This window comes from Pseudomonas alvandae, from assembly GCF_019141525.1.
GTDB lineage: Bacteria > Pseudomonadota > Gammaproteobacteria > Pseudomonadales > Pseudomonadaceae > Aquipseudomonas > Aquipseudomonas alvandae.
Genome location: NZ_CP077080.1, coordinates 5,388,215 through 5,410,383 on the forward strand (window position 1 = coordinate 5,388,215; position 22,169 = coordinate 5,410,383).

Annotated in this window: 26 protein-coding genes; 15 read left to right on the plus strand and 11 right to left on the minus strand. The window is 59.9% G+C overall.

The annotated features are described in order from the left end of the window. Window positions 1-10: 10 nt before the first annotated feature. On the minus strand, window positions 11-814 hold the full coding sequence (locus KSS97_RS23965) for a response regulator transcription factor (protein ID WP_217862095.1): 804 nt from the start codon (window positions 812-814) through the stop codon (window positions 11-13). 218 nt (window positions 815-1,032) lie between these two features. Between KSS97_RS23965 and KSS97_RS23970 the strand changes: the two genes are divergently transcribed. After that, window positions 1,033-1,437 carry a DUF488 domain-containing protein gene (locus tag KSS97_RS23970; protein ID WP_030138645.1) on the plus strand — a complete coding sequence of 135 codons (405 nt, stop codon included), beginning with the start codon at window positions 1,033-1,035 and terminating at the stop codon, window positions 1,435-1,437. Between the two features lie 102 nt (window positions 1,438-1,539). Continuing rightward, window positions 1,540-3,045 (plus strand): hypothetical protein, encoded by a 1,506-nt coding sequence (locus tag KSS97_RS23975; RefSeq protein WP_217860288.1) that lies wholly within the window; start codon window positions 1,540-1,542, stop codon window positions 3,043-3,045. 61 nt (window positions 3,046-3,106) lie between these two features. Here the strand turns inward: KSS97_RS23975 and KSS97_RS23980 are convergent, their stop codons facing one another. Beyond that, window positions 3,107-3,652: a DUF4256 domain-containing protein gene (locus tag KSS97_RS23980; protein WP_217860289.1), complete on the minus strand. Its 546-nt coding sequence runs from the start codon at window positions 3,650-3,652 to the stop codon at window positions 3,107-3,109. Between the two features lie 140 nt (window positions 3,653-3,792). Here KSS97_RS23980 and KSS97_RS23985 point away from each other — a divergent pair, with 140 nt between their 5' ends. From KSS97_RS23985 to KSS97_RS24015, 7 genes are all read left to right on the plus strand, one after another. Then, a complete protein-coding gene (locus tag KSS97_RS23985) occupies window positions 3,793-4,161 on the plus strand; it encodes a hypothetical protein (RefSeq protein ID WP_217860290.1) in 369 nt (122 codons plus the stop codon). Window positions 4,162-4,201: 40 nt separating this feature from the next. Then, window positions 4,202-5,071 (plus strand): S-type pyocin domain-containing protein, encoded by an 870-nt coding sequence (locus KSS97_RS23990; protein ID WP_225936073.1) that lies wholly within the window; start codon window positions 4,202-4,204, stop codon window positions 5,069-5,071. Between the two features lie 15 nt (window positions 5,072-5,086). Beyond that, a complete protein-coding gene (locus tag KSS97_RS23995) occupies window positions 5,087-5,317 on the plus strand; it encodes a DUF7683 domain-containing protein (protein WP_217860292.1) in 231 nt (76 codons plus the stop codon). Window positions 5,318-5,482: 165 nt separating this feature from the next. Next, window positions 5,483-5,722: a pyocin S6 family toxin immunity protein gene (locus KSS97_RS24000; protein ID WP_217860293.1), complete on the plus strand. Its 240-nt coding sequence runs from the start codon at window positions 5,483-5,485 to the stop codon at window positions 5,720-5,722. Window positions 5,723-5,751: 29 nt separating this feature from the next. After that, window positions 5,752-5,949 carry a DUF7683 domain-containing protein gene (locus tag KSS97_RS24005; RefSeq protein ID WP_217860294.1) on the plus strand — a complete coding sequence of 66 codons (198 nt, stop codon included), beginning with the start codon at window positions 5,752-5,754 and terminating at the stop codon, window positions 5,947-5,949. A 79-nt stretch (window positions 5,950-6,028) separates the two neighbouring features. Beyond that, window positions 6,029-6,268, plus strand: a complete 240-nt coding sequence (locus KSS97_RS24010) for a pyocin S6 family toxin immunity protein (protein WP_217860295.1) — start codon at window positions 6,029-6,031, stop codon at window positions 6,266-6,268. Window positions 6,269-6,531: 263 nt separating this feature from the next. Continuing rightward, window positions 6,532-7,581, plus strand: a complete 1,050-nt coding sequence (locus KSS97_RS24015) for a hypothetical protein (RefSeq protein WP_217860296.1) — start codon at window positions 6,532-6,534, stop codon at window positions 7,579-7,581. A gap of 62 nt (window positions 7,582-7,643) precedes the next feature. Here KSS97_RS24015 and KSS97_RS24020 read toward each other — a convergent pair whose 3' ends face one another. Beyond that, window positions 7,644-8,357, minus strand: coding sequence for a FadR/GntR family transcriptional regulator (locus KSS97_RS24020; protein WP_030138635.1), 714 nt, complete (start codon window positions 8,355-8,357; stop codon window positions 7,644-7,646). 96 nt (window positions 8,358-8,453) lie between these two features. Between KSS97_RS24020 and KSS97_RS24025 the strand changes: the two genes are divergently transcribed. Further along, window positions 8,454-9,197 (plus strand): FadR/GntR family transcriptional regulator, encoded by a 744-nt coding sequence (locus tag KSS97_RS24025; protein ID WP_030138634.1) that lies wholly within the window; start codon window positions 8,454-8,456, stop codon window positions 9,195-9,197. A 178-nt stretch (window positions 9,198-9,375) separates the two neighbouring features. Here the strand turns inward: KSS97_RS24025 and KSS97_RS24030 are convergent, their stop codons facing one another. The 7 genes from KSS97_RS24030 to KSS97_RS24060 all read right to left on the minus strand — a co-directional run bounded on the left by KSS97_RS24030 (window position 9,376) and on the right by KSS97_RS24060 (window position 16,684). Continuing rightward, entirely contained in the window at window positions 9,376-10,098 is a 723-nt protein-coding gene (locus KSS97_RS24030; RefSeq protein ID WP_030138633.1) for an oligogalacturonate-specific porin KdgM family protein, read from the minus strand. A 130-nt stretch (window positions 10,099-10,228) separates the two neighbouring features. Then, window positions 10,229-10,996, minus strand: coding sequence for an ABC transporter ATP-binding protein (locus KSS97_RS24035; RefSeq protein ID WP_030138632.1), 768 nt, complete (start codon window positions 10,994-10,996; stop codon window positions 10,229-10,231). Window positions 10,997-11,006: 10 nt separating this feature from the next. Then, a complete protein-coding gene (locus KSS97_RS24040; protein WP_030138631.1) occupies window positions 11,007-11,846 on the minus strand; it encodes an ABC transporter ATP-binding protein in 840 nt (279 codons plus the stop codon). Between the two features lie 10 nt (window positions 11,847-11,856). Continuing rightward, window positions 11,857-12,765: an ABC transporter permease gene (locus tag KSS97_RS24045; RefSeq protein WP_217860297.1), complete on the minus strand. Its 909-nt coding sequence runs from the start codon at window positions 12,763-12,765 to the stop codon at window positions 11,857-11,859. Then, window positions 12,765-13,802 carry an ABC transporter permease gene (locus tag KSS97_RS24050; protein WP_217860298.1) on the minus strand — a complete coding sequence of 346 codons (1,038 nt, stop codon included), beginning with the start codon at window positions 13,800-13,802 and terminating at the stop codon, window positions 12,765-12,767. Before KSS97_RS24050 ends, KSS97_RS24045 begins: the two co-directional genes overlap by 1 nt. Window positions 13,803-13,836: 34 nt before the next feature. Next, entirely contained in the window at window positions 13,837-15,459 is a 1,623-nt protein-coding gene (locus KSS97_RS24055; RefSeq protein ID WP_217860299.1) for an ABC transporter substrate-binding protein, read from the minus strand. 70 nt (window positions 15,460-15,529) lie between these two features. Next, entirely contained in the window at window positions 15,530-16,684 is a 1,155-nt protein-coding gene (locus KSS97_RS24060) for a mandelate racemase family protein (protein ID WP_030138627.1), read from the minus strand. A gap of 266 nt (window positions 16,685-16,950) precedes the next feature. Between KSS97_RS24060 and KSS97_RS24065 the strand changes: the two genes are divergently transcribed. Then, the gene (locus tag KSS97_RS24065) at window positions 16,951-17,367 is read left to right on the plus strand and encodes a VOC family protein (protein WP_217860300.1); all 417 of its coding nucleotides are present in this window, start codon (window positions 16,951-16,953) and stop codon (window positions 17,365-17,367) included. Between the two features lie 70 nt (window positions 17,368-17,437). On the opposite strand, the gene KSS97_RS24070 is transcribed toward KSS97_RS24065, so the two are convergent. Continuing rightward, on the minus strand, window positions 17,438-17,665 hold the full coding sequence (locus KSS97_RS24070; protein ID WP_217860301.1) for a hypothetical protein: 228 nt from the start codon (window positions 17,663-17,665) through the stop codon (window positions 17,438-17,440). Between the two features lie 360 nt (window positions 17,666-18,025). On the opposite strand from KSS97_RS24070, the gene KSS97_RS24075 reads away from it, so the two are divergent. The 4 genes from KSS97_RS24075 (at window position 18,026) to dctM (ending at window position 22,116) form a co-directional block, all read left to right on the plus strand. Next, window positions 18,026-19,018, plus strand: a complete 993-nt coding sequence (locus KSS97_RS24075; RefSeq protein ID WP_217860302.1) for a TRAP transporter substrate-binding protein — start codon at window positions 18,026-18,028, stop codon at window positions 19,016-19,018. 123 nt (window positions 19,019-19,141) lie between these two features. After that, window positions 19,142-20,137, plus strand: a complete 996-nt coding sequence (gene dctP / locus KSS97_RS24080; RefSeq protein ID WP_030138622.1) for a C4-dicarboxylate TRAP substrate-binding protein DctP — start codon at window positions 19,142-19,144, stop codon at window positions 20,135-20,137. 66 nt (window positions 20,138-20,203) lie between these two features. Beyond that, on the plus strand, window positions 20,204-20,836 hold the full coding sequence (locus tag KSS97_RS24085; RefSeq protein WP_030138621.1) for a TRAP transporter small permease: 633 nt from the start codon (window positions 20,204-20,206) through the stop codon (window positions 20,834-20,836). Continuing rightward, window positions 20,833-22,116 carry a C4-dicarboxylate TRAP transporter large permease protein DctM gene (gene dctM, locus KSS97_RS24090; RefSeq protein WP_030138620.1) on the plus strand — a complete coding sequence of 428 codons (1,284 nt, stop codon included), beginning with the start codon at window positions 20,833-20,835 and terminating at the stop codon, window positions 22,114-22,116. The genes KSS97_RS24085 and dctM overlap by 4 nt, the downstream gene beginning before the upstream one ends. Window positions 22,117-22,169: the final 53 nt, after the last annotated feature.

The window sequence follows — 22,169 nt, forward strand, 5'->3', positions numbered from 1 at the left end:
AGAAGCCGCATCAGGCGCGCCCGGCCGACTCGGTTTCAACGATGCCCAGGGCTTGCTGGCGAAACTGGCTGGGCGTCATGCCGATTCGCTGGCGGAAGGCGGTGGTGAAATTGCAGGCGTTGCGAAAGCCCACCAGCTCGGCGACGTCCTGCACGCTCATGGCGCTTTCGCAGAGCAGATCCTGGCCGCGTCGCAAACGCGCGTCGCGAATATAGGCGAACACGGTCATGCCCAGGTGCTCGCGAAAAATCGCGGTGAGACGTTTTTCATGGGTGCCGACCTTTTGCGCGAGGCTGGCCAGGGACGGGATGTCGTCCAACTGGTTTTCAATCAGTCGCATCGCCGCGCGCAGGACGATTTCGTCGCCTTGCGGTTCCGGATCGGCCGGGCTGGCTTGAACGGTTGGCGGCGCGCGCCAGGTCAATTGCAGGTGGATCTTGATGCGTGCGAGCACTTCTTCCGGGGCGCAGGATTTGGGGATGTAATCGACGCCACCGACGGTCAAGCCTTCAAGGCGTTCCATCGAGCTGTTGCCCGACGACAGAAAGAGAATGGGCGTCTGCCGGGTCGCCGGAGCCTCGCGCAGAAGCCTGCACAGGCTGAAACCGTTCATATGCGGCATGTGCACGTCCAGCACGATCAGGTCCGGGCGCAAGGCCAATGCGCGCTGATAACCCTGGAGGGCATCGCTGGCCAGGGAAACGCGCCAGGGCTGCGCCTTCAATAGAACAAGCGTTGCGCGGATGTCCTCCGGGACATCGTCAATCAGCAGAATATGCGGCGGCTCGGATGACACCGCCGCGCCCCCAGCCATCGCCGCCCGCCTTTCGTATCGTCCGTCGTCCATTCGCTACGTTCTCTTATCGTGCTTTTTCCAATTCAATTGCCGGAGCAACAGGATTTTTCAAAACAATTCGATGGATCAGTAAAAAATCGTTATACCGATAGCGGCAGGTCCGGCGAAGACTTGAAGGCGCCCAACTATCCTTGGTCGCTATGCTGAGGCGATCCCACTTCAACAGGCAGGCTGCGATGATCCAATGTAAACGCGCCTATGAAACAGCCAGCGCCGAGGATGGCGTGCGGGTGCTGGTCGACCGGCTGTGGCCGCGTAGTTGCCCCAAGGATGCCCTGGCGATTGCCGAGTGGCTGCCGGAGGTGGGGCCTTCCCACGCACTGCGCAAGGCGTTCAAGGCGGGGGCGGTTTCGTTTGCCGAGTTCAGGGCGGCCTATCGGCGTGAGCTGGCGGCCCGACCGGAGCATTGGTGGAAGTTGGTGGACGTCGCGCGGGGCGGGACGCTTACCCTGGTGTATGCGGCCAAGTCGACGCGCGAGAACAATGCGGTGGTGTTGGCGCAGTGGTTGGAGGATGAGGTGGATAAGCGCGCGGAGGGGAACTCGCCGGTGTGTTATCTGGATGAGTTCCCGGAGCTCTGAGATAGGCTTGCTTTGACCCGTGGCGAGGGAGCTTGCTCCCTCGCCACGGGTCATTGATTTGCCTAAGATCGGCGCAGAGAAATCAACAGGAAGACCACCGTAATGCAATCGCAATTCGATCCGTTGGTCCACATCGATTGGAAAACCCCGGGCAGCGACCTGCTCGGGCTGTTGCAGCATTACTATCCCGACATCGATGTGTTCGCCGGTCCGGGGTTCGAGGCGTTGCTGGACGAGCTGTCCAACGAGATGCCCGAGGTCTGCTTCGAAGCCCTGGCGCCGGTGCTGGCAGGCCGGGGTTATGACCTGTGGAACCTGGACGCCGGCGCTGATGATTACCGACCGGTGATCTTCCCCTCCGATCAACGCGAGGCGTTTGCCCAGCATTGGCAAAGCCCACGTGGCGAGCCGAGGTGCACGCCGATTTTGATCGAGCCGCAGAAGCCTGCCGCCACCGAGCAAAAGCCGGCCAAACCCAAGCGCGGCAAGCTGAAGTGGTTGCAGAAAGTCCATGACTACCCCGGCCCTACCTACGTGCATGAATACAACTACCGCAACGGCTGGGCTGCAATCACCGAACAGGATGAAGATCGCTGGCTGTGCTTTTTGATCGACTACAACCAGTGGCCGCCCGCCGAACAGGACATGCTCGAACAACGCACCGATGAAGTGGATGGCGCGGACCTGCGCCTGATCGACGCCAACGCCCGGCGCAGCCTGTGGAGACGCCAGGTCAAACACGGCGATTACAGCGCGGATGATCGGTTCAAATACGAGATTCGCCGGGGCGATGCCATCGAGGACTTCGGCCCTGCCGGGCTGCAGTGGCCGGCATTCGAAGAGCCCTGCGTCGTCGTAGACGATGAGATATTCGAGCGCCAGCGCATCTACGAACCCGAGCACCTGACAAGGATCTGGCGGATCACGGCGGACAGCAGCGAGGTGATTTTCGACGACTCGGACGAGCTCACCATCCTGCCTGTCGGCGGGCGTCGATTGTTGTTCATGCAGCACAACGGCAAGTGCTGCTGGGTCTGGAACCAGGACACCCAACAGGCCATCGTCGCCAAGCCGATGCCCACCGAGGCTTATAAGCTACGGGCATCGACCGCGTACTTGGGCGGTGACGAGATTCTGCTGTTCAGCGAAGGCGCGCGGCAGAACGTCGAGCACTCGGGTTATCAAGAGACCGTGCTATTGGCGTGGCGCTTCAATTTCATCACCGGCGCCAAATCGAAGGCGACGCTGGACGGTTTCGGCAGTGAGCTGCGCCAGGACACACGTCTGCTCGTCACGCAGCCCAAGCAGGTGATTACGTTGCGCACGTTCCATGGGCAACTGCAGGTAGCGCGCGGGCATGGCGATTGGTGGGTGTGGAGCTACCGCGCCAACACCTTTGGCACACACACGCAGGCCTGGTTTTGGAATCAGCGCAGCAATGAGGTGGTGAAGCTGACCAGCAAGGATATCCCGCGCATCAAACCGGAGATTCGTTATCTGCCGTCGCTGGATCGGTACCTGGCGTTCGAGGCGGATTTTGTGGCGCAGTTGCCGGAGTTTAGCGAGATCGTTGAGGCCAAGGGGTGTGAGGTTCTGACTTTCAAGTGATGCAGCGCTGACGTACCGCATTTTCTAAATCCCCGGCCCCTTTGTGGCGAGGGGGCGTTTCCTAAATATTCAGCACCCCACGAAACCCACGCGCCGCGTAATACGACTGCACACCGTTGTGGTAGATGAACACCCGACCATAACGGTAATCGCCAAAAATCGCCCCATCGAGCGCACGAAGTTCCGGAGGCGTCGCCAGCCAACTGGACGTCTTGGCATCGAACTCACCGAGCGTCTGCAGGGCTCGGTATTGCTCCTCGGTCAACAGGGTTATCCCCATGTCGTCAGCCATCTCGATCGCGCTGCCCTTGGGCTTGTTCTCCTTGCGCGCATCCAGGGCCGCGCGGTCGTAGCAGAGGCTGCGGCGACCGGTGGGGCTCTCCTTTGCGCAATCGCAGAAAGTGACGGCGCCGGTCTGCGGGTCGAGTCCGATCACGTCGGGCTCGCCGCCGGTGGCGTCCATGGCTTGGAGGGTTTTCAGGGCATTGGGGTTGTTTTCGAGCCGGGTCTGGATGTCGGACCAGGGAATGTCTGGGTGACGGTTCGGATGTTGTTCGAAGCGGGTTTTCAGGGTTTGAAGCAGCGCTTGTTGTTCTTGTTTTTTCATGTCGTGAAATCCCTGGTGATCGATTAATCGTTTCTAAAGATTGAAATTTTCAGGCAGGACATATGCCGCAAAGGTCCTCGCATTGCCGGCCATGGCGCGCCTCACCAGAATAGCCCGCCTATTTAACCGCAAGGATCGCAATGCGCTTGATAAGGAGTGCGGAAAAGGGGCTTGAACCGACCGAGTCTCCCGACATTGCCGCACGTTTGGTCGATGACGCCCTGATGCGCGGCCATGTCATCGACGGGCTCGATCAGTTTGGAATGCGGGCGAAGATCAACCGGGACAACGATATCGTCGAGGCCGTCCGGAACGGCGACCTGCTGCTGGTGAAGTCGGGGCTCGCCAGCTCAGGCGGCGGTTTCATGCCGCGCCTGGCGCCGGAGCCAGAACCGCTCCCCGCCCCCCCCGGAACAATGGCCGTTGCCCAAGCCCCGGCAAGACTTGGTCTTTGCCAAATCCTGCATCGCCGAGAACTGGTGCCAAACGGGCGCCGGCACAACACCTGAGCCCGCCTCGAATTTCGGCCGGATCATGGTGGCGGGCGCCATGCTCATGCCTTCGGCAAGTACCGCAATCGCCTCGGCGCTTGGCGCAGACCTCGCGCTGGGCCGCATCGCCGGCGGCGGGATCATGCAACAGCGCCTCACCTGGGCGGTACGCGGCGCGGGCGGCCCTGCCAACGTTTTCGTCCTGGGCATGCTGCCCACTAAAATGGCCGACGGCACCCTGTACACCGACGACCAGCTACGCCGCCTGAACCACGCAACCACACGTGTCCGCTTCCAATTCCGCCGTGACGCCGACGGCGCGCTTCAGGTGTACGGCATCCACAGCGGTCCCTCGGCCGACGACTCGGTGCGCACCGTGCAGGTGACCTGGAACACCGACCAGACGGCGATGGAGGCGACGCTCAACGGCATCACCCTCATCTGGACGCCGCAGCAGACCCCGCTTGGTTCGCTTCCACCGCTGACCTACCCCGACGATATCGGCAAACAGCTGGGCACGATCCTCGTCCATCCGATCGCGGAGGACGTCGACAGCCAGATTGATGGGCTGCCGGGAGAGGATGTTACGACGGATGACGGTATCTTGGTGTTTCCGGCGGATACGGGGCTGAAGTCGCTTTATGTGGTGTTTGCTCGGCCTTTGGGTGGGGATCATAGCTATCATCCTCCGCCAAACAATCTCCCGGCGTTTCCTGATGCGCTACTTAGCCCTTCCAAAAGTTCAGTCAAAGGTGGCGGACAAAGGCGTAAACGTTGGAAGGATCGCAAGGGCCGCATCTATGAATGGGATTATGAAAACGGCAGGGTAGAGCTATACAACAAACAAGGTAGACACCTGGGAGAATTCAACCCTGACACAGGAGACAGAACAAAGGACGCCGAGCCAGGCAGAACTACACCTAAATAAACACAGGAGCAGCAAATGAAGCATGAAATCGTGGCGTTCGACAAAAGCAGCGAACATTTGGTTTTCCGCATCGAAATCAGCAATACCCTATCTGATGAATTAGCTGCGCTGATGGAGTGGACTGAGCCGAAAGATGCAATATATGAGTACGAATTAACATCGGAGCAGATAAGCCGCCTTGAAAAGATGACGGGCGAGGCATTCAATCATCCGGACTATATTTTCCAATTGTCTTGCAGCGCGTAGGGCGACGCCAAACGTCCGCAAGGGTATCCAGTCATTAGCAATGGGTGGACTAGCGCTACTGCCACACCTTGAGTCGAACCGCCGCCTCGGGGAATACCACGCTGAGACTGGAGCGCAAACAAAATCGGCCAAAACCGGCCGCAAAGTAGAGAAATAGGAGCTTTCATGTACTTATCTATCAGCGGTTTTTTACCAGCCGAGGATGAAGATGACTCACTCAAATTCGATCTTGATTTGAACGAATCCTACAACAGCCGAATCCTGCAGCTTCTAGGCCATAGTAGCCTTAACGCGATGTCTGAAGGGGAGTGGCTGCTGACGAAGGAGCAGGTAATCGAGCTATCGCAAATTATCGGGGAATCTCTACCGACAGATCTAGATTTGTATATTGGCGTCCTGGCGTAGCTGACGACGGAATCGGGACGGAGCAAGAAATGGAACATGAGATGCTGGCACAACATGGCATGTCATATATCGTCGAGGTCTTCGACAAAAAAAGCGAGACGTTAATTTTTGAAGTAAGACTGCCTACTGGGAGCGATGCACAACTGGAACAAATCATGGGATGGTCCACCCCCCAACGCGGCGACGAAGGTTATAACCTGAGCCCCAGCCAAGCCGCAGCGATTTAAGCATTGGCCGGCAAGCGTTTTTACGATGACGATCATGTATTTCAGCTCACCTGCAATAGATTAAGGAGCGACACGCAGAGTGTATTTGGAGATCACGGGCTATTTTCCTGAGGACCACGAAGACGACTTTATTCAGTTCGAGCTCGACGTGAATCCCGAGTACGAGACAGCGATCAGGATTATTTTGGGTTGGGAGAGCTTGGCAGCCGAGGTCGTCGGCGAATTGCCCCTGAGCATCGCGCAGATCAGGCGAATAGGACGAGTAATACAGCAACCGCTACCTGAAAATCTCGATCTGTTTATCGGCGTACGGGCATGACAGATCGGAAAAACGAAAGCATCCGTTGAGAACAACTTGCGCAGCGCCAGCACCGCCTGTCGGGCGTGGGGCACCGTTCGGATCAAGTTTTTCGCACGGTATCAGGTACCTTGATAGCGCGCGCGAAACCTGTTCAAAGCGCCCCCACAATTGATCATCAGCCTCGCAGCATTTTGTTTCACCAGTCCCCTGCAGGCGATGGACGCAATAGTGGCACTTAAGTAGCATTCACCCCCTTTCATCGATCTCCTCAAGGATGACTCATGCTCGCCCTGCCTCGCTCCCCTGCCCCGTTGCTAGCATTGTCCGCGTTGTTTGTTTTGCTCGGCGGTTGCAGCGTCAATGGCAGTTACCCCGATGCCATCGAACCGGACGCCGCCAAGTTGCGGTTCGTCGCCAATACCAGCAACGCCACCCTGGATTATTTCGACGCGGCCCATTGCGACGGGCAGACCACGGGCATTCTCAACAACATGCTGCTGAGCGATACCGCGCGGCGGGTGGGGATGAGCGTTCCGGCGCCCAAGGATGCCAGGGGTTATCTGGAGGTCAAGCTCAAGCCCGGCGAGCAGATTCACCTGCGCACCAACATGAACAGCGGTTATGCCGTGTGTGGCAAGGGCTTCAACTTCACGCCCGAGGCCAATGCCGAATACGAGGTGACGTTCAAGTCCGAGAAGAACTTCTGCCTGACTCAGTTGCAACGCTTGCAACGGATCGACGGCAAGGACGTGCGCACACCGATCCCGATCCTGAAAAAGGATTTTCCCGCCTGCGCCGGGCGCAATGCGCTGTTTCCCAAGATCTACCCGGACACGCCCCATCGCTTGGAGTTGATGAATCGAGTCATCGACAAAAGCCTGGTCGTCACGGTGAAGACGGATCCGGCCAAGGAAAAAGTCGAGAGCTATTCGCCAGAGAAGCTGGACACCCTGATCAGCGAACGCAAGGCCAAGCTCGGCTTCGACCTGCCGGCTGACTACTGGACGCTGTACCGGGAAAACCTGAAGACGTTTGGCGATGACATGGCGCAGAACAAGGCGCACTCGATGGAACGCTTCAAGGAGGAATACCAGGCGCGCCTGCGGCAGTTGAAGGACGAGCAGTTGGAACAGTGGGCGTTGCCTAAAACCGCCAATGCCAAGCCGGAGAAAGCCGAGGTCGACCTGGACGTCGCGATGATGGTGGAATATTTCCGGATCGTGAATGTGGTAACGGTCGAAGCGGTGGGTCATCACCTGGACAGGATGGCGCTGATGGATGAGCGTTACGGGGTGTGCGCGCGATACGCGGAGTGCTGGAAGCGCAACTAGCAAGAGGATGGGCCACCATCTTCGCGAGCAAGCCCGCTCCCACAGGGGGGGACGGCGGAAGGTTACTGCGCGGTCAACTCGGTCAAAGCACGAACCCGCTGCTGCACATTGATCAAATGCAGCCGCATCGAAGCCCGCGCCGCCTCGGCATCACGGCGCGCCAACGCCGCGTAGACCTGCTCCCGCTCACGCACCACCAACGCCCGGTTCTCGCCCGTCACCACCGGCCCGGCCTGTTGCACAACCGCGAGCAATGTATTGCCGACATGGGCGATGGCATCGATGAAGAAACTGTTGCCGGTGCATTGGGCGATCTGCAGATGAAATTCGAAATCGGCCCGGGCGCTGTCGTCATCCGTTGGGTCAAGCGCATTTGCTACGTCGAGCGCTTCGCGCATCGCCAGCAATTGCTCCGGCGTAGCCCGTTGCGCGGCGATGCCCGCGGCTTCCACTTCCAGGCTCAGGCGCAGTTCGATGACGGCCAGCGCATCGTAGGCGCCGCCCTTGACGTGCTTGCTGCCCTGGAAATCCCCCGGACGGGCGGTGTCGACCACGAAGGTGCCGATGCCGTGGCGCGTCTCGACCAAACCTTCGGCCTGCAGCCGGGACATGGCTTCACGGACCACGGTCCGACTGACGCCGCGTTCCTTGATGATGACCTGTTCGGTCGGCAGCTTGCTGCCCGCGGGCAGCTCGCCGGCGAGTATCTGCTGCGTCAGGTCGACCACCAGTTGCTGAGTCATGCTCAGGCGTCGATCGGTTGTGACACGCTCCATTGCACCTATCCATCAAGCCAGACGATCGCGGCATTATAGCCGCGACCTTGCCCCAAAACTCACTATAATGCCCGCTGATCACACTAGAGCACGCCGATGACGGACCAAGCGTTATCTCCATTGAACAAGCCGCGCCGCCTCGCCGAGACACTGGTCGACCGTTTTGCCCAGCGCATGCGCGACGGCATTCTGAAATGCGGCGAAAAGCTCCCCACCGAAGTGCACATCATGGAAGCCGAAGGCGTCAGCCGTTCGGTGGTGCGCGAGGCATTGTCGCGCTTGCAGGCGGCGGGGTTGGTGGAGACGCGCCATGGCGTCGGCACCTTTGTGCTGGACATGCCGGCGCCGGAAGGCTTTACCCTCGGGCCGGCAACGATTGCCACGTTGTCCGATGTGCTCAATTTGCTGGAATTTCGCCTGAGCCTGGAAGTACAGGCCGCCGGCATGGCCGCCGAGCGCGCCACGCCCGAAGCCCTGGCCGAGCTGGCCCAGGCGCTGGAAGCGTTGTTGCAAGGGCCTGAGAAATCCGGCACCACGATCAATGCCGATTTCCAGTTCCACCTGAAGATCGCCAAGGCGGCCGGCAATTACTACCTGATCGATATCATGAAGCACCTGGGCACCAAGCTGATCCCGCGTACCCGGATGAACTCCGCCTATTCGGGGCAGAGTGATCGCAGCGCCTACCTGCAGGGGATCAATGCCGAACACCAACAGATTTTCGATGCCATCGCCAGTCACAATGTCGACGCGGCGCGGGCGGCCATGTACCTGCACTTGAGCAACAGCCGCATGCGCCTGTGTGAAACCCAACAACGCCAGGCGTTCTACAACGAGTAACCCCCCGCAGTTTTGTGGCTGCAGTGACCACAGCATTTGTATCCTCCACCGCCCCCTGTGGGAGCGAGCTTGCTCGCGAAGGCGGCGGCACATCCAATATCATCGGCACAGGCAGACCGCTATCGCGAGCAAGCTCGCTCCCACAGTTTTATTCAGTGTTGACTACCTCTCCCACAACTCAGAAAAAGTTGTACTGGACCCCCACCCGCAACCGCAGCTGTCGATCACTGTCCACCGAGTTGACTTTGATATCACCCACTTCAAAGAACGGTGCCCAGCGCTTATCCCATTTGTACTTGACCACGGCATTCTGCTCATAGTCATCGGTGCCGCCGTTGTAGCGGATGTAATCGGCATCGAAGTAAGTCAGTTGATACTCGTAAGCCCAAGGCCCTTGGTTTGCATAGTTGATATAGACGTCGTAGCGATGGATCGTCTGGTCGTCCTGGCCGTTGTCCGGCACGTCGCGATCGACCTTGTCACGGTCCAGCTTGCTGACGTCGTAGCGATAGCGACCGGCGATGCTCAGTTCCTTGGTGATCTTGTAGCCCAGGCGCATGCCCGTCTTGTAGGTGGTGGATTCCTCGTCGCTTTCCATGGCGAACGAAGGCGTCAGCGTCCAGCGATCATCGATCTTGTGCTGGTAGTTGACGGTAAATTCGTGGCCGCTGCCGACGGTGTTGTCGAAAGCGACATCTTCCCGGTCACCAGCGGTCTTGTATTTGAGCTCACCTTCCAGGCCCACACCGTTATCCAGCCTGATGCCGAACTTGGCGCGGTCGGCGTGCATGCGGGTCTTTTCAGCGTATTGATGGCGGACGTTGATATAACCGGTATCCGCCTGAGCGACAACCGAAGTGAACAGCGAAGCGATCGACAAAACTACCAGGGTCTTTTTCATGTTTTTTATTCTTGTAAGTTGAAATCAATAGTTGGGTTGAACGCCAAATCGCAGGCGAGCGCGTGCGCGCATTGAAACGTGCGGTTCAACGTGTTCTGCGGTTTAAAACAGGTACAGCGGGTTAGTTACTTCAAACGGCGATAGGGACTCGTTGTATGTCGCGACTGGCTTGCACCAGCAGGCGTGTGTATTCGTGGGCGGCGCCATCGTTTGCCAGTCGATGACTGTCGAGCGTCTCCACTACCCTGCCCTGCTGCATCACCGCCAGCCGATCGCACAAATGCGCAACGACGGCCAGGTCGTGGGTGACCATCAGATAAGTCAGCCCTTCCTGGCGGCGCAGTTCGGCCAACAGGTTGAGGATTTCCGCCTGCACCGAGACGTCCAGCGCCGAGGTTGGCTCATCCAGCAGCAACACCCGTGGGCGCAGGATCAGCGCCCGGGCAATCGCCACGCGTTGGCGCTGGCCGCCGGACAATTGATGCGGGTAACGAAAGCGAAAGCTGTCGTTCAAGCCGACCTTGCGCAGGATCTCGCTGACCTTTTGCCCACGCCCGTCGATGCCATGGATGCGCAGTGGTTCCTGCAAAGCGGCGTCGATGGTGTAGCGCGGATGCAGTGAAGCGTATGGATCCTGAAAAACCATCTGCACGGTGCGGTAGTGGTCCAGCGGCAGCTTGCGCGTCACCGCCCGGCCGGCGACTTGCAATTGTCCGGTCCAGTGCTGGTACTGTCCGGCCAGGCAACGCAGCACGGTGGTCTTGCCCGAACCGGACTCCCCCACCAGGCCGAAGGCCTCACCTTCGGCGACGCTCAAATCGACGTCGTGCAATACCGCATTCAGTGCCGCGCCCGTGCCGAAACTGAGGTTCAGGCCGGTGATTTCGATCATGCTCATGACAGGCTCCTCAAGGGTTCAACCAGTGTGGGTCGCGCTGCAACACCGGCAGCGTGGCGCGCGGATGGTCCAGGCTGGGCAACGCCGCCAACAGGCCTTGGGTGTACGGATGGGTGGCGTTGTCCAGGTCGGCGGCGGCAATCGACTCGACCACGCGCCCGGCGTACATCACCAGCACCCGATCACAGAAATGCCGCACCAGGTTCAGGTCGTGGCTGATGAAGATCAGCCCGAGGTCACGCTCGCAGACCAACTCTTCCAGCACGTTGAGCACCTGCCGGCGCACCGACACGTCCAGCGCCGAAGTGGGCTCGTCGGCGATGATCACCTGGGGATCGGTGATGACCATCATGGCGATCATGATCCGCTGGCCCATGCCGCCCGACACCTCGTGCGGATACAGGTCATAAACCCGCCGAGGGTCGCGGATGTGCACCTTGGCGAGCATATCCAGGGCCCGTTCCCGGGCTTGGTGATGGGGCACCTTGTGGTGGGCGAGATAGGCTTCGGCGATTTGCTCGCCGACGCGCACCACCGGGTTCAGCGAGTATTTCGGGTCTTGCATGATCATCGACATGCGCGCGCCGCGAATCGCCTGGATCTGCTTTTCGCTCGCACTCAGCAGGTCGATGTCGGCGAAGCGCAGGGTCTTGGCGGTGACCCGCGCCGTCGGCGGATGCAAACGTAGAAGGCTGCGGCCGACGGTGGATTTACCCGAGCCGGATTCACCGACGATGGCGAGTTTTTCCCGGCCCAGGGTGAACGACACATCGCGCACCGCCAGGGAGGTTTTGCCCGCGTTGCGAAACTCCACGCATAAATCCTGTACGGCCAGTTTTATCTCAGTCATGGGACTTTCCTCAGGATTGGCTGCGGGGGTCGAGGACGTCGCGCAAGCCGTCGCCCAACAGGTTGAAGGCCAGGCTGACCAGCATGATCGCCGCACCGGGCGCCGCCACCAGCCACCAGCTTTCGAGCATGTAGCGCCGCCCGGTGGAGATCATCGCGCCCCACTCCGGCAGCGGCGCCTGGGCGCCGAGGCCGAGAAAGCCCAGGGCAGCGGCAGTGAGGATGATGCTCGCCATGTTCATGGTCAGGCGGATGATCACCGACGACAGGCACATCGGGATGATGTGGCGCAGGATGATCCGGGTGCTCGACGCGCCTTGAAGTTGAACCGCGACGACGAAGTCAGCGTTGCGCAGCGGCAGCGTTTCGGCGCGAGCGAGCCGGGCAATCGGCGGCCAGGCGGTGAGTGCGATGGCGATCACCGCGTGCTCCAGGCCCGGGCCGAGGGCGGCGATGAAGGCCAGCGCCAGGACCAGGCTGGGGAACGAGATGAAGATGTCGGTGATGCGCATGAACAGGCTGTCGACCCAACCGCCGAAGTAACCGGAAACGGTGCCGACCAACAGGCCGATGGGGCCGACGATCACCGTCACCAGCAAAACGATGTACAGCGTGATGCGCGAGCCATACACCAGCCGGGCGAACACATCGCGACCGTATTCGTCCGTGCCGAACCAATGCGCGCTGCTGGGCGCTTGCAACGCGCCGGCAAGGTTCTGCAACAGGGGATCGTGACCGGCGATCCACGGCGCGAACGCCGCAACCACCATCAAGGTCGAGACCACAACCAGGCCGGCAAACGTCATCGGGTTGCGCAGCAAAAATCGCAGCAGTCGAGCGGCGCTGGCCACCTGGGCTGCCGTACTCGAAGCGGGCAGCGCGGCGCTGCCGGCTGCGCTGGAAGCAAGGGGCAGGTTCATTAGCGGGTCCTCGGGTCGAAGATCTTGTAGAGCGCGTCGCTGATCAGGTTCAGCGTCACGAAGATGAGGCCGATCAACAGCACGCACGCCATCACCGCGTTCATGTCGCCGAGCAACAAACTGCTCGTCAGGTACTGGCCGAAGCCCGGCCAGGCGAAGACGGTTTCGATCAGCACCGCACCTTCGAGCAACCCGCCGTAGGCCAGCGCAACAATGGTCAACAGCTGCACGCGGATGTTGCCGAAGGCGTGGCCCCAGACGATCCTGCGCTGGGACAGACCCTTGACCCGGGCGGTGATGATGTATTCCTGGGACAACTGCTCAAGCATGAAGCTGCGGGTCATACGGCTGATGTAGGCGACCGAGTTGAAACTGAGGATCACCGCCGGCAGCAGGATGTGCCGCAGTGCGCTGCGAAAGGCTTCCCAATCGCCGGACCAGGCAGTGTCGATCAACAACAGCCCGGTGTGCGTCGGAATCAACCCGTCATAAGCCAGGCCGATGCGCCCAACACCGCCGGCCCAACCCAACCAGGCGTAGAACACCAGGAAAGCCATCATGCCGATCCAGAAAATCGGCGTGGAGTAGCCGAACAGCGTAATCAGCCGAGCAACATGATCACCGACACGGCCCTGATGGGTCGCCGCGTAGACACCCAGCGGCAGCCCCGCCAACACGCCAAACAGAATGGCCAGGGTCGCCAGTTCCAACGTGGCCGGAAACACCCGGGCGATGTCGGTGATGACTGGATTGCCGGTCAGCAAGGCCATGCCGAAGTCACCGTGGAGCAGGTCGCCGAGGTAGATCGCAAACTGCGTCCACAACGGTTTGTCCAGGCCCAGCTCCTTGTAGACCTGGGCATAGGCCGAGGCGTCGGCGTCCGGGCCGACGATGGCCAGCACCGGGTCCAGCGGCATCACCCGTCCGATAAAGAAAGTCAGCAGCAGCAACCCCAGCAGCGTCACCGCCACCGAGCCGCCGCGCCGGGTCGCCGAAGCGGCCCGGGTGGTCCAGATTGAAAAGGATGCAGTCGACATATTCATTCCTGCCTTGGCCTTGGGGCCGTCGATTTCAGCGCTGCTTATAGACGTCGCGAAGGCGCGTGGTGGCGGCGGTGTGGCCGATGTAGTTGCGCACGTCGGCGTGGATCACCACCTCGTCGACCATCTGCGAGACCGGCATGATTGCCCCGGCTTGTTGGTCATAGAGGGTCTGGACCTGGGCGTACATTTGCCGCTGGCGCTCGGGGTCGCGCTCGCGCTCGGCCTGTTCGATCAACTGGTTGAGCTGCGGGTCGAAGAACGAGGTGCGCCAGCCCTGGAAGTTGCTCAACTTGGCTTCGGTGCGGTTGTCCGGGTTGTACACCAGGGCGCGCAGGCTCGAATGCGGATGCCGCTCCGCCCCGCCGCCGCCACGCCCGACGAGGATGTCGAATTGACGGTCGCGCATCGCCCCGTAGATCTGGTTGCCGGTGCCGGTGATGATCGTCGCCTGGATGCCCGCTTGGGCCAGCGTCGCTTGCAGGCTGGTGGCGATGTTGATGAACGGTGGATCGGTCAGCGAGCGGATGCTCACCTTGAAGCCGTCGGCGTGACCGGCTTCCGCCAGGAGGCGCGTGGCCTTGGCTACGTCCAGGCGATAACCCGGATCGTCCAGGCGCGCCGCCAAGCCCAGTTGCATCGGCCGTTGGTTGATCACGCCGTAGTGCGGCATCACCACGTCGTTGATGCCCTGGTAGTCGATCAGCAGGCGGATCGCCTGGCGCACGCGGATGTCCTGGAACAGCGGCTGCTGCATGCTCATCGCCACGTAGTACAGCGTGCCGCGGGCGATGCTCTGGATGCGCACTTCATCGACCTTGCCCAGCGCCTTGATATCGGTGGCGGCCATGCCGCGGGCGACGTCCAGGTCACCGCGCTCGACCATCAGCCGCAACGCCTGGGACTCGGTCATGTTGCGCATGATCACTCGGCGCAACTTCGGCGCGCCGCGCCAGTAGTCATCGTTGCGACTCATGAGGATCACATCGTTGGCGCGCCAGATATCCAGCTTGAACGCACCGGAACCTGCCGTATGCGTGGCCAGCCACGCCGCGCCCTGATCGTCACCGACCTGATGCTGCAAGGCCACCGAGCGATCGACGATGAAAGCACTGGGCGAGGTCGCCAGCGTGTTGAGAACCAGCAGCGGATCGGTGCTGCGCGGCAATTCCATGACAAAGGTGTGCGGCCCTTCGGCGCGCATCAGTTTGACGACGTTTTCGGCGGTGAAACCGTAGGCTTTCCAGGTCGAGGCCAAGGCGCGGTTGAGGACGACCACACGCTGCAACGACCAGGCAACGTCTTGCGCAGTGAGCGGCGCACCAGAGTGAAAGCGCACGTCGTCGCGTAGTTGGAAGGTCAGGCGCATACGGTCCGGGCTGATTTCCCAGCTTTTCGCCAGGGCGGGAACCAGCGTATCCGGTTGCGCCGCGTCTTGCTCCAGGAGCATGTCGTAGACGTTGGCGTTGACCTCGGCAACCTCCAGGCCCGTCGCGGCAGCCGGGTCCAGGGACAACAGGTTGATCATGCTCATGCCCACCACCAATTGGTCGGCGGGCGTTTCGCCTTGGGCCAGGCTGACGGGTACCTGCACTGTGCACAGGGCCACGATGACACACAGCAGCCTGGTCAGGCGCTTGGGCCAGAGTTTCATGGTTCAGTCCTTTCTTATATTTATAAAGACTTTGTCGTCCGGGCCGTTCAGCCTCGGACGCAGTGCGCCATCAGTGCCGGGATAATGTATTGGCTTCGATATACGCGAAGTTGATGTCCTCGCCCAACCCCGGCCGATCCGACAGATGCACATAACCGTCGGCGTCCATCGGATCGACGAGGCTGTTGAGGTGCGCCGGCACTTCCTCGTAGTCGAGAAACGGGTGCAGCAGGCCACGCTCGTACCAACGGCAATTGCTGATCGCCCCGACCACGGCGAGGTTCGCCGCGCCGTTGCCGTGGACTTCGCAATCCATGCCGAACGACTCGGCCAGATGCGCCACTTTCAGGCACGGCCCGATACCGCCGACGCCGGCCACGCCGGCGCGCAGGATGTCACAAGACTTCTGCGTCACCCAACTGGCGCGGCTGTGGAATTTGCCGGCGATGCTTTCCGGGCCCAGCACCGGGATGTCCAGGTTCGCAGCGAGCCAGGCGTAAGACTCGGCGGAGTCTTCCATCATCGGCTCTTCGAACCAGGCGAAATTCAGCTTCTCCAAGGCCTTGCCGATGGTCAGCGCATCCATGCGGCTGTACCAGTGGTAGCCATCGAGCATCAGGGCGATGTCCGGGCCAACCGCCTCGCGGACGGCGGCGCAGGCCTGGATGTCCATTTGCGGATTTGGTGCGAAGGAAATCGGCGGCATCCAGGTGTGCAGCTTGATTGCCTTGTAGCCGCGCTTGACCAGCTTCTCGGCAAACTGGCCGTACTCATCCGGCGTCGACAGACCACCCGGCAAATCGTCACCGCACATCGTCGAGCCATAGGCCAGGACCTTGTCGCGGTAACCGCCGATGAGCTTGTGCACCGGCAACTTCAGCTTGCGCCCGGCCAGATCCCACAAGGCTTGTTCCACCAGGGCCAGGGCCCGATCGGTGAATTGCCCGGCGCTGCCGCGCTGCCAGTGCGCCAGATCCTGCCAGATGCTCTCACGGTCCATCGGGTCGCGGCCGATCAGCACCTTGCGCACGAAGGATTCGATGATGTGCGGGCGAATCAATTCAGGCGTACCGAAGGCATAACCCTCCGATCCGTCGTCGCAACTGATTCGCAGCAGGGCCATCTTGATCATGACTTCGTCGCCGGGATGGGCGTGGCCGGCACTGTCCTGGGCGCGACGCGACGGGGTGGAAAAGATTTCGACGTTAACGCCTGTGATTCTCATGGGAGGGCCACCGTGTTGTTATTTTTTATTTGTATGTCGTCATACAACGTAACGGATTATTCGAATGTTTCAGCAGGCGTGTCAACCCACGAAGCCACACAAACAGGAGATTTTTTCGTCAACTCATCTTTCTCATGAAGATGACGATTGCAAAAGTCGTCATACCACGCGGTACGTCATCGCTGGGAATCAGCTCGCTCCCTCTGCGGGAATTGTTGGACTAAAGTGACTGGGTCATTGGCGCGACACCCCATGCGGAGGCCGGTATGAAGGACTTCACCATCGAACGCATCGACCACATCGTCCTGCGGGTAACCGACATCGAGCGCAGTCTCGCCTTCTACACCTCGGTGTTCGGCTGCGAGCTCAGGAAGCGTCGGGACGATCTGGGATTGATCCATCTCGGTGCCGGTGCATCGATGATCGATCTGGTGGCTGTCGATGGCCCGCTTGGCCGCCAGGGTGGCGCGGCTGCCGGCAAGCAGGGCCACAACGTCGATCACTTCTGCCTGCGCATCGAGCCGTTTGACGAGCAGGCCTTGATCGCTCACTTGCGCAAAGCGGGCCTGACCGTCGAAAAAGCGCAGATGCGTTATGGCGCGGAAGGGAAAGGCTGGTCGGTCTACTGCTTCGATCCGGATGGCAATCAGATCGAGTTGAAGGGGCCAGCGTTGGAGGCTTGAACTCCAGCCAGCCTGATGCGGTCGGGCCAAGAGGTGCCTGGAGATGACTTTGGAGATTTCAACTGCGTGGTTAAATCCTTTTCGTGCGCCGCCGGCTCCAGATAATGCCCGCCGCAGCCGCGATAATCATCACTCCGATATTTCCGAACAGCCAGATCGCGAAATTGCGGCTCTGGTCCGCATCGCTTTCATACAGCGGACCCAAATAGGTTCCGATCAGTATGAAAATCAGATTAAAAGCACCCATGGCCGAAGCGACCAGCAGCAAGACGAACAAGACTCCTTTGATGACCTTCATATGACCTTCCAGAACCAGATGTCCTTGGACTCATGGTAATCCTTGTGTCGGCGCCTGCGCGCCGCAGGGCCACGCCGAGATTGATTGCGCATTGATCGCTAAAGTTCTTGGAACCATTCGTCCTGCAAGGCGCGGCGTCGCCGAATATTTCGGGATGACTCTTCCATAACTTATCAAACGTAAACATCCTGTTCCCCCCTGCAGCTTTTGATCCTGAAGGCCTAGCCTAGCAGATGGCGAAACGGCTTCATTTTGCCTATCACCCAATCACCCGCGTTTTTTCTCCTAGACTTGCCATGTTTGCAGTTCGCCGGGGCTGGGATGAGCCCGCACGATAAACATAATTCCAAGAGAATCGCCATGCTCAGACCCTTATGGAACGCGCTCGCCTTCACACTGGCTTTCACCACGCTGGGCACCGCTGCGGCGGACCCCATCGTTATCAAGTTCTCCCACGTGGTGGGCGAGCAGACGCCCAAGGGCCAAGGCGCCTTGATGTTCAAGAAGCTGGTGGAGGAACGCTTGCCGGGCAAGGTCAAGGTGGAGGTTTATCCCAATTCCACGCTTTATGGCGATGACAAGGAAATGGAAGCGTTACTGCTGGGAGACGTGCAGATCATTGCGCGTTCGCTGGCCAAGTTCGAGCAGTACACCCGCAAGGTACAGCTGTTCGACTTGCCGTTCCTGTTCGACGACATTGCCGCGGTAGACCGTTTCCAACAGAGCCCCCAGGGCCAGCAATTGCTCAAGTCCATGGAAAGCAAGAACATCACGGGCCTGGCCTATTGGCATAACGGCATGAAGCAATTGTCGGCGACCAGGCCACTTCGTACGCCCGAAGATGCGCGCGGCCTGGTCTTTCGCGTGCAGACTTCCGCCGTACTGGAGGAGCAGTTCAAGGCAGTGGGCGCCAAAGGGCAACCGATGATATTTTCGGTGGTGTATCAGGGCTTGCGTACGGGCCTGGTCAACGGCACGGAAAACACCTATTCGAATTTCTACAACCAGAAACTCCATGAGGTGCAGAAATACGTTACCGAATCCAACCACGGCATACTCGATTACATGCTGATTACCACGTCGGACTTCTGGAACGGCCTGCCGCCGGATATCCGCGCGGAACTGCAGAAGATCGTGGTCGAATCCACTGCCCATGCCAACAAGGAAGCGGAGCGATTCAACCAGCAGGACAAACAGCACGTCCTGGACGCCAAGACCACCGAGATCATTACCCTCACGCCGCAAGAGCGCAACGCCTGGCGCGACAAGATGAAACCGGTGTGGGCGAAGTTTGAAAAGGACATCGGCCCGGACCTGATCCAGGCTGCCGAAGCGTCCAACCCGGCGCAGTAATACGCGGCACTTGATGTCACAATGCCCCGGCAAGCTATTTTCTGCCTAGACTTGCAACTGTCCCACCGTGCGTTTTGTTGAATGAGCCCGCACGGGCAAAACTAAAAATAAAAGGAAACCCCAATGTTCAAACCTATGTGGAAAGCACTCGTCTGCACGCTGGCCCTCAGCGCGCTGGGCTCGGCCATGGCAGCCGATCCGGTGGTCATCAAGTTCTCGCACGTGGTGGCCGAACAAACCCCTAAAGGCCAAGGTGCGTTGCTGTTCAAGAAGTTGGTGGAAGAGCGACTTCCGGGCAAAGTCAAAGTCGAGGTGTACCCCAACTCCTCGCTGTTCGGCGACGGCAAGGAAATGGAAGCCCTGCTCCTGGGCGACGTGCAGATGATCGCGCCGTCGCTGGCCAAGTTCGAGCAGTACACCAAGACCGTGCAGTTGTTCGACTTGCCGTTCCTGTTCGACGACATCTCCGCCGTGGACCGTTTCCAGTTGAGCCCAGAAGGTCAGAAACTGCTCAAGTCCATGGAAAGCAAGAACATCACCGGCCTGGCCTATTGGCACAACGGCATGAAGCAAATGTCCGCCAACAAACCGCTACGCGAACCCAAGGATGCCCGTGGCTTGAAGTTCCGCGTACAGGCGTCTGCGGTGCTCGAGGAACAGTTCAAGGCCGTCAACGCCAACCCGCGCAAGATGAGTTTCGCCGAGGTGTACCAAGGCCTGCAGACCGGTGTGGTGAACGGTGCGGAGAACCCCTACTCGAACATCTACAGCCAGAAGATGCATGAAGTGCAGAAGTACATCACCGAATCCAACCACGGTGTACTCGACTACATGCTGATCACCAACACCAAGTTCTGGAACGGCCTGCAGCCGGACGTGCGTAGCGAACTGGACAAGATCCTGGTTGAAGTGACCGCGCACGTGAACAAAGAAGCCGCGCAACTTAACCAGAACGACAAGCAGCGCATTGTCGACGCCAAGACCACCGAAATCATCACCCTCACGCCTGAAGAGCGCAACGAATGGCGCGACAAGATGAAGCCGGTATGGAAGAAGTTCGAAGGTGACATCGGTGCCGACCTGATCAAAGCCGCCGAAGCCTCCAACAAGGCACAGTAATGGGTTGGCCGGCGCTGCCGTCGAGGCAGCGCCAGCCTGTCGTCCTCCCTGCAGGAGATGCCATCCATGAACGCCCTTCGGCGCACTTGGGAACATTTCGAGGAAGCTTTCATTGCCTTCCTTTTGGCCGCCATGACGTTGGTCACCTTCGTCTACGTGGTCCTCAACAACCTTTATGCCGTGTTCTATAGCCTTGGCGACAACTGGCCGGCCGCCAGCGAGTCGATGTTCGCCATTGGCGACGGCATCATGGGCATGGCCCAGGCGATGACCTGGAGCAGCTCGCTGACCAAGGCGCTATTTGGCTGGCTGATTTTCTTCGGTCTTTCCTACGGCGTGCGCACCGCAGGACACATCGGTGTCGACGCGCTGGTGAAACTGGCGAGCAAACCAGTGCAACGCTACATCGGCGTGATCGCCTGCCTGTGCTGCCTGGGTTATGCCGGGTTGCTGGCAGTGGCGAGTTTCGAGTGGATCAACACGTTGATGATTGCTGAGATCGGCGCCGAAGACCTCGGCCATTTCGGCATCATGCAATGGCATGTCGGGCTGATCGTGCCCGTAGGATTCGCCCTGGTGTTTATCCGTTTCGCGGAGATTCTCGTACGCATTTTGATGAATCGTCAGACGGGCCTGGGCCTGGCGGATGAAGCAGCGGAAGCGATCAAACTGACCGAGATCGAGGAAGACAAGCCATGACCATTGCCTTCCTGTTCATCGCGCTGTTCGTGCTGATGTTCATCGGCGTACCCATCGCCATTTCCCTGGGCCTGGCCGGATCGCTGACGATTATTTTCTTCAGCCCTGACTCGGTACGCTCCCTGGCGATCAAGCTGTTCGAAACCAGCGAACACTACACCTTGCTGGCGATTCCATTCTTCCTGCTGGCCGGTGCATTCATGACCACGGGCGGTGTGGCGCGGCGGCTGATCGACTTTGCCAACGCCTGCGTCGGCCATATCCGTGGCGGCCTGGCGATTGCGGCAGTGTTGGCGTGCATGTTGTTTGCAGCGCTGTCCGGTTCCAGCCCCGCAACGGTGGCGGCGGTGGGCTCCATCGCGATTGCCGGCATGGTGCGTTCGGGTTATCCACAAGCGTTTGGCGCCGGCATCGTCTGCAACGCCGGCACTTTGGGCATCCTGATTCCGCCGTCGATCGTGATGGTGGTGTACGCGGCCGCGACCGAAACCTCCGTAGGCAAGTTGTTCATGGCCGGTGTGGTGCCGGGCTTGTTGCTGGGTGTCTTCTTGATGGTGGCGATCTACATCGTCGCGGTGAAGAAAAACCTGCCAGCCTTGCCCAGGGCAACCTTGCGCGAATGGCTGACGGCGGCACGCAAGGCGGTCTGGGGCCTGCTGCTGATGGTCATCATCCTCGGCGGGATCTATTCGGGGATGTTCACACCCACCGAGGCTGCGGCGGTCGCAGCGGTGTATTCGGCGTTTATCGCACTGTTCGTCTACAAGGACCTGACGTTCCGCGAGACGCCGAAGGTCCTGCTGGAGTCGGCCAAGTTGAGCATCATGCTGATGTTCATCATTGCCAACGCCATGCTCTTCGCCCATGTGCTGACCACTGAGCAACTGCCGCAACAGATCACCGCGTGGGTGATCGAGGCCGGGTTGACGCCAGTGACCTTCCTGCTGGTGGTGAACATCGTGCTGCTGATTGCCGGTGCGTTCATGGAGCCGTCGGCGATCATCCTGATCCTGGCGCCGATTCTGTTCCCGATCGCCATGAAACTGGGCATCGATCCGATTCACCTGGGCATCATCATGGTGGTGAACCTGGAAATCGGCTTGATCACGCCGCCGGTGGGCTTGAACCTGTTTGTCACCTCGGCGGTGACCGGCATGTCGCTGACGGCCACCATCCGCGCAGCCATGCCGTGGCTGATGATCTTGCTGGCGTTCCTGGTGTTGATCACCTATGTGCCGTGGATTTCGCTGGTTCTGCCGAACTGGTTGGGAATGAGCTGATCCTGTGGCGAGGGAGCTTGCTCCCTCGCCACAAAGACGCAGCCGCCACAGCC

Excerpts from the sequence above, each read along its gene's own strand:
- KSS97_RS24000 (WP_217860293.1), top strand. The coding sequence starts at position 5,483 with ATGTACTTATCTATCAGCGGTTTTTTACCAGCCGAGGATGAAGATGAC.
- dctM (WP_030138620.1), top strand. The coding sequence starts at position 20,833 with ATGACCATTGCCTTCCTGTTCATCGCGCTGTTCGTGCTGATGTTCATC.
- KSS97_RS24040 (WP_030138631.1), bottom strand. The coding sequence starts at position 11,846 with ATGACTGAGATAAAACTGGCCGTACAGGATTTATGCGTGGAGTTTCGC.
- dctP (WP_030138622.1), top strand. The coding sequence starts at position 19,142 with ATGTTCAAACCTATGTGGAAAGCACTCGTCTGCACGCTGGCCCTCAGC.
- KSS97_RS24005 (WP_217860294.1), top strand. The coding sequence starts at position 5,752 with ATGGAACATGAGATGCTGGCACAACATGGCATGTCATATATCGTCGAG.
- KSS97_RS24035 (WP_030138632.1), bottom strand. The coding sequence starts at position 10,996 with ATGAGCATGATCGAAATCACCGGCCTGAACCTCAGTTTCGGCACGGGC.
- KSS97_RS24070 (WP_217860301.1), bottom strand. The coding sequence starts at position 17,665 with ATGAAGGTCATCAAAGGAGTCTTGTTCGTCTTGCTGCTGGTCGCTTCG.
- KSS97_RS23975 (WP_217860288.1), top strand. The coding sequence starts at position 1,540 with ATGCAATCGCAATTCGATCCGTTGGTCCACATCGATTGGAAAACCCCG.
- KSS97_RS24030 (WP_030138633.1), bottom strand. The coding sequence starts at position 10,098 with ATGAAAAAGACCCTGGTAGTTTTGTCGATCGCTTCGCTGTTCACTTCG.
- KSS97_RS24085 (WP_030138621.1), top strand. The coding sequence starts at position 20,204 with ATGAACGCCCTTCGGCGCACTTGGGAACATTTCGAGGAAGCTTTCATT.
- KSS97_RS23980 (WP_217860289.1), bottom strand. The coding sequence starts at position 3,652 with ATGAAAAAACAAGAACAACAAGCGCTGCTTCAAACCCTGAAAACCCGC.
- KSS97_RS23985 (WP_217860290.1), top strand. The coding sequence starts at position 3,793 with ATGCGCTTGATAAGGAGTGCGGAAAAGGGGCTTGAACCGACCGAGTCT.
- KSS97_RS24050 (WP_217860298.1), bottom strand. The coding sequence starts at position 13,802 with ATGTCGACTGCATCCTTTTCAATCTGGACCACCCGGGCCGCTTCGGCG.
- KSS97_RS23965 (WP_217862095.1), bottom strand. The coding sequence starts at position 814 with ATGGCTGGGGGCGCGGCGGTGTCATCCGAGCCGCCGCATATTCTGCTG.
- KSS97_RS24045 (WP_217860297.1), bottom strand. The coding sequence starts at position 12,765 with ATGAACCTGCCCCTTGCTTCCAGCGCAGCCGGCAGCGCCGCGCTGCCC.
- KSS97_RS24060 (WP_030138627.1), bottom strand. The coding sequence starts at position 16,684 with ATGAGAATCACAGGCGTTAACGTCGAAATCTTTTCCACCCCGTCGCGT.
- KSS97_RS24055 (WP_217860299.1), bottom strand. The coding sequence starts at position 15,459 with ATGAAACTCTGGCCCAAGCGCCTGACCAGGCTGCTGTGTGTCATCGTG.
- KSS97_RS23990 (WP_225936073.1), top strand. The coding sequence starts at position 4,202 with ATGCTCATGCCTTCGGCAAGTACCGCAATCGCCTCGGCGCTTGGCGCA.
- KSS97_RS24075 (WP_217860302.1), top strand. The coding sequence starts at position 18,026 with ATGCTCAGACCCTTATGGAACGCGCTCGCCTTCACACTGGCTTTCACC.
- KSS97_RS23995 (WP_217860292.1), top strand. The coding sequence starts at position 5,087 with ATGAAGCATGAAATCGTGGCGTTCGACAAAAGCAGCGAACATTTGGTT.
- KSS97_RS24020 (WP_030138635.1), bottom strand. The coding sequence starts at position 8,357 with ATGGAGCGTGTCACAACCGATCGACGCCTGAGCATGACTCAGCAACTG.
- KSS97_RS24065 (WP_217860300.1), top strand. The coding sequence starts at position 16,951 with ATGAAGGACTTCACCATCGAACGCATCGACCACATCGTCCTGCGGGTA.
- KSS97_RS23970 (WP_030138645.1), top strand. The coding sequence starts at position 1,033 with ATGATCCAATGTAAACGCGCCTATGAAACAGCCAGCGCCGAGGATGGC.
- KSS97_RS24025 (WP_030138634.1), top strand. The coding sequence starts at position 8,454 with ATGACGGACCAAGCGTTATCTCCATTGAACAAGCCGCGCCGCCTCGCC.
- KSS97_RS24015 (WP_217860296.1), top strand. The coding sequence starts at position 6,532 with ATGCTCGCCCTGCCTCGCTCCCCTGCCCCGTTGCTAGCATTGTCCGCG.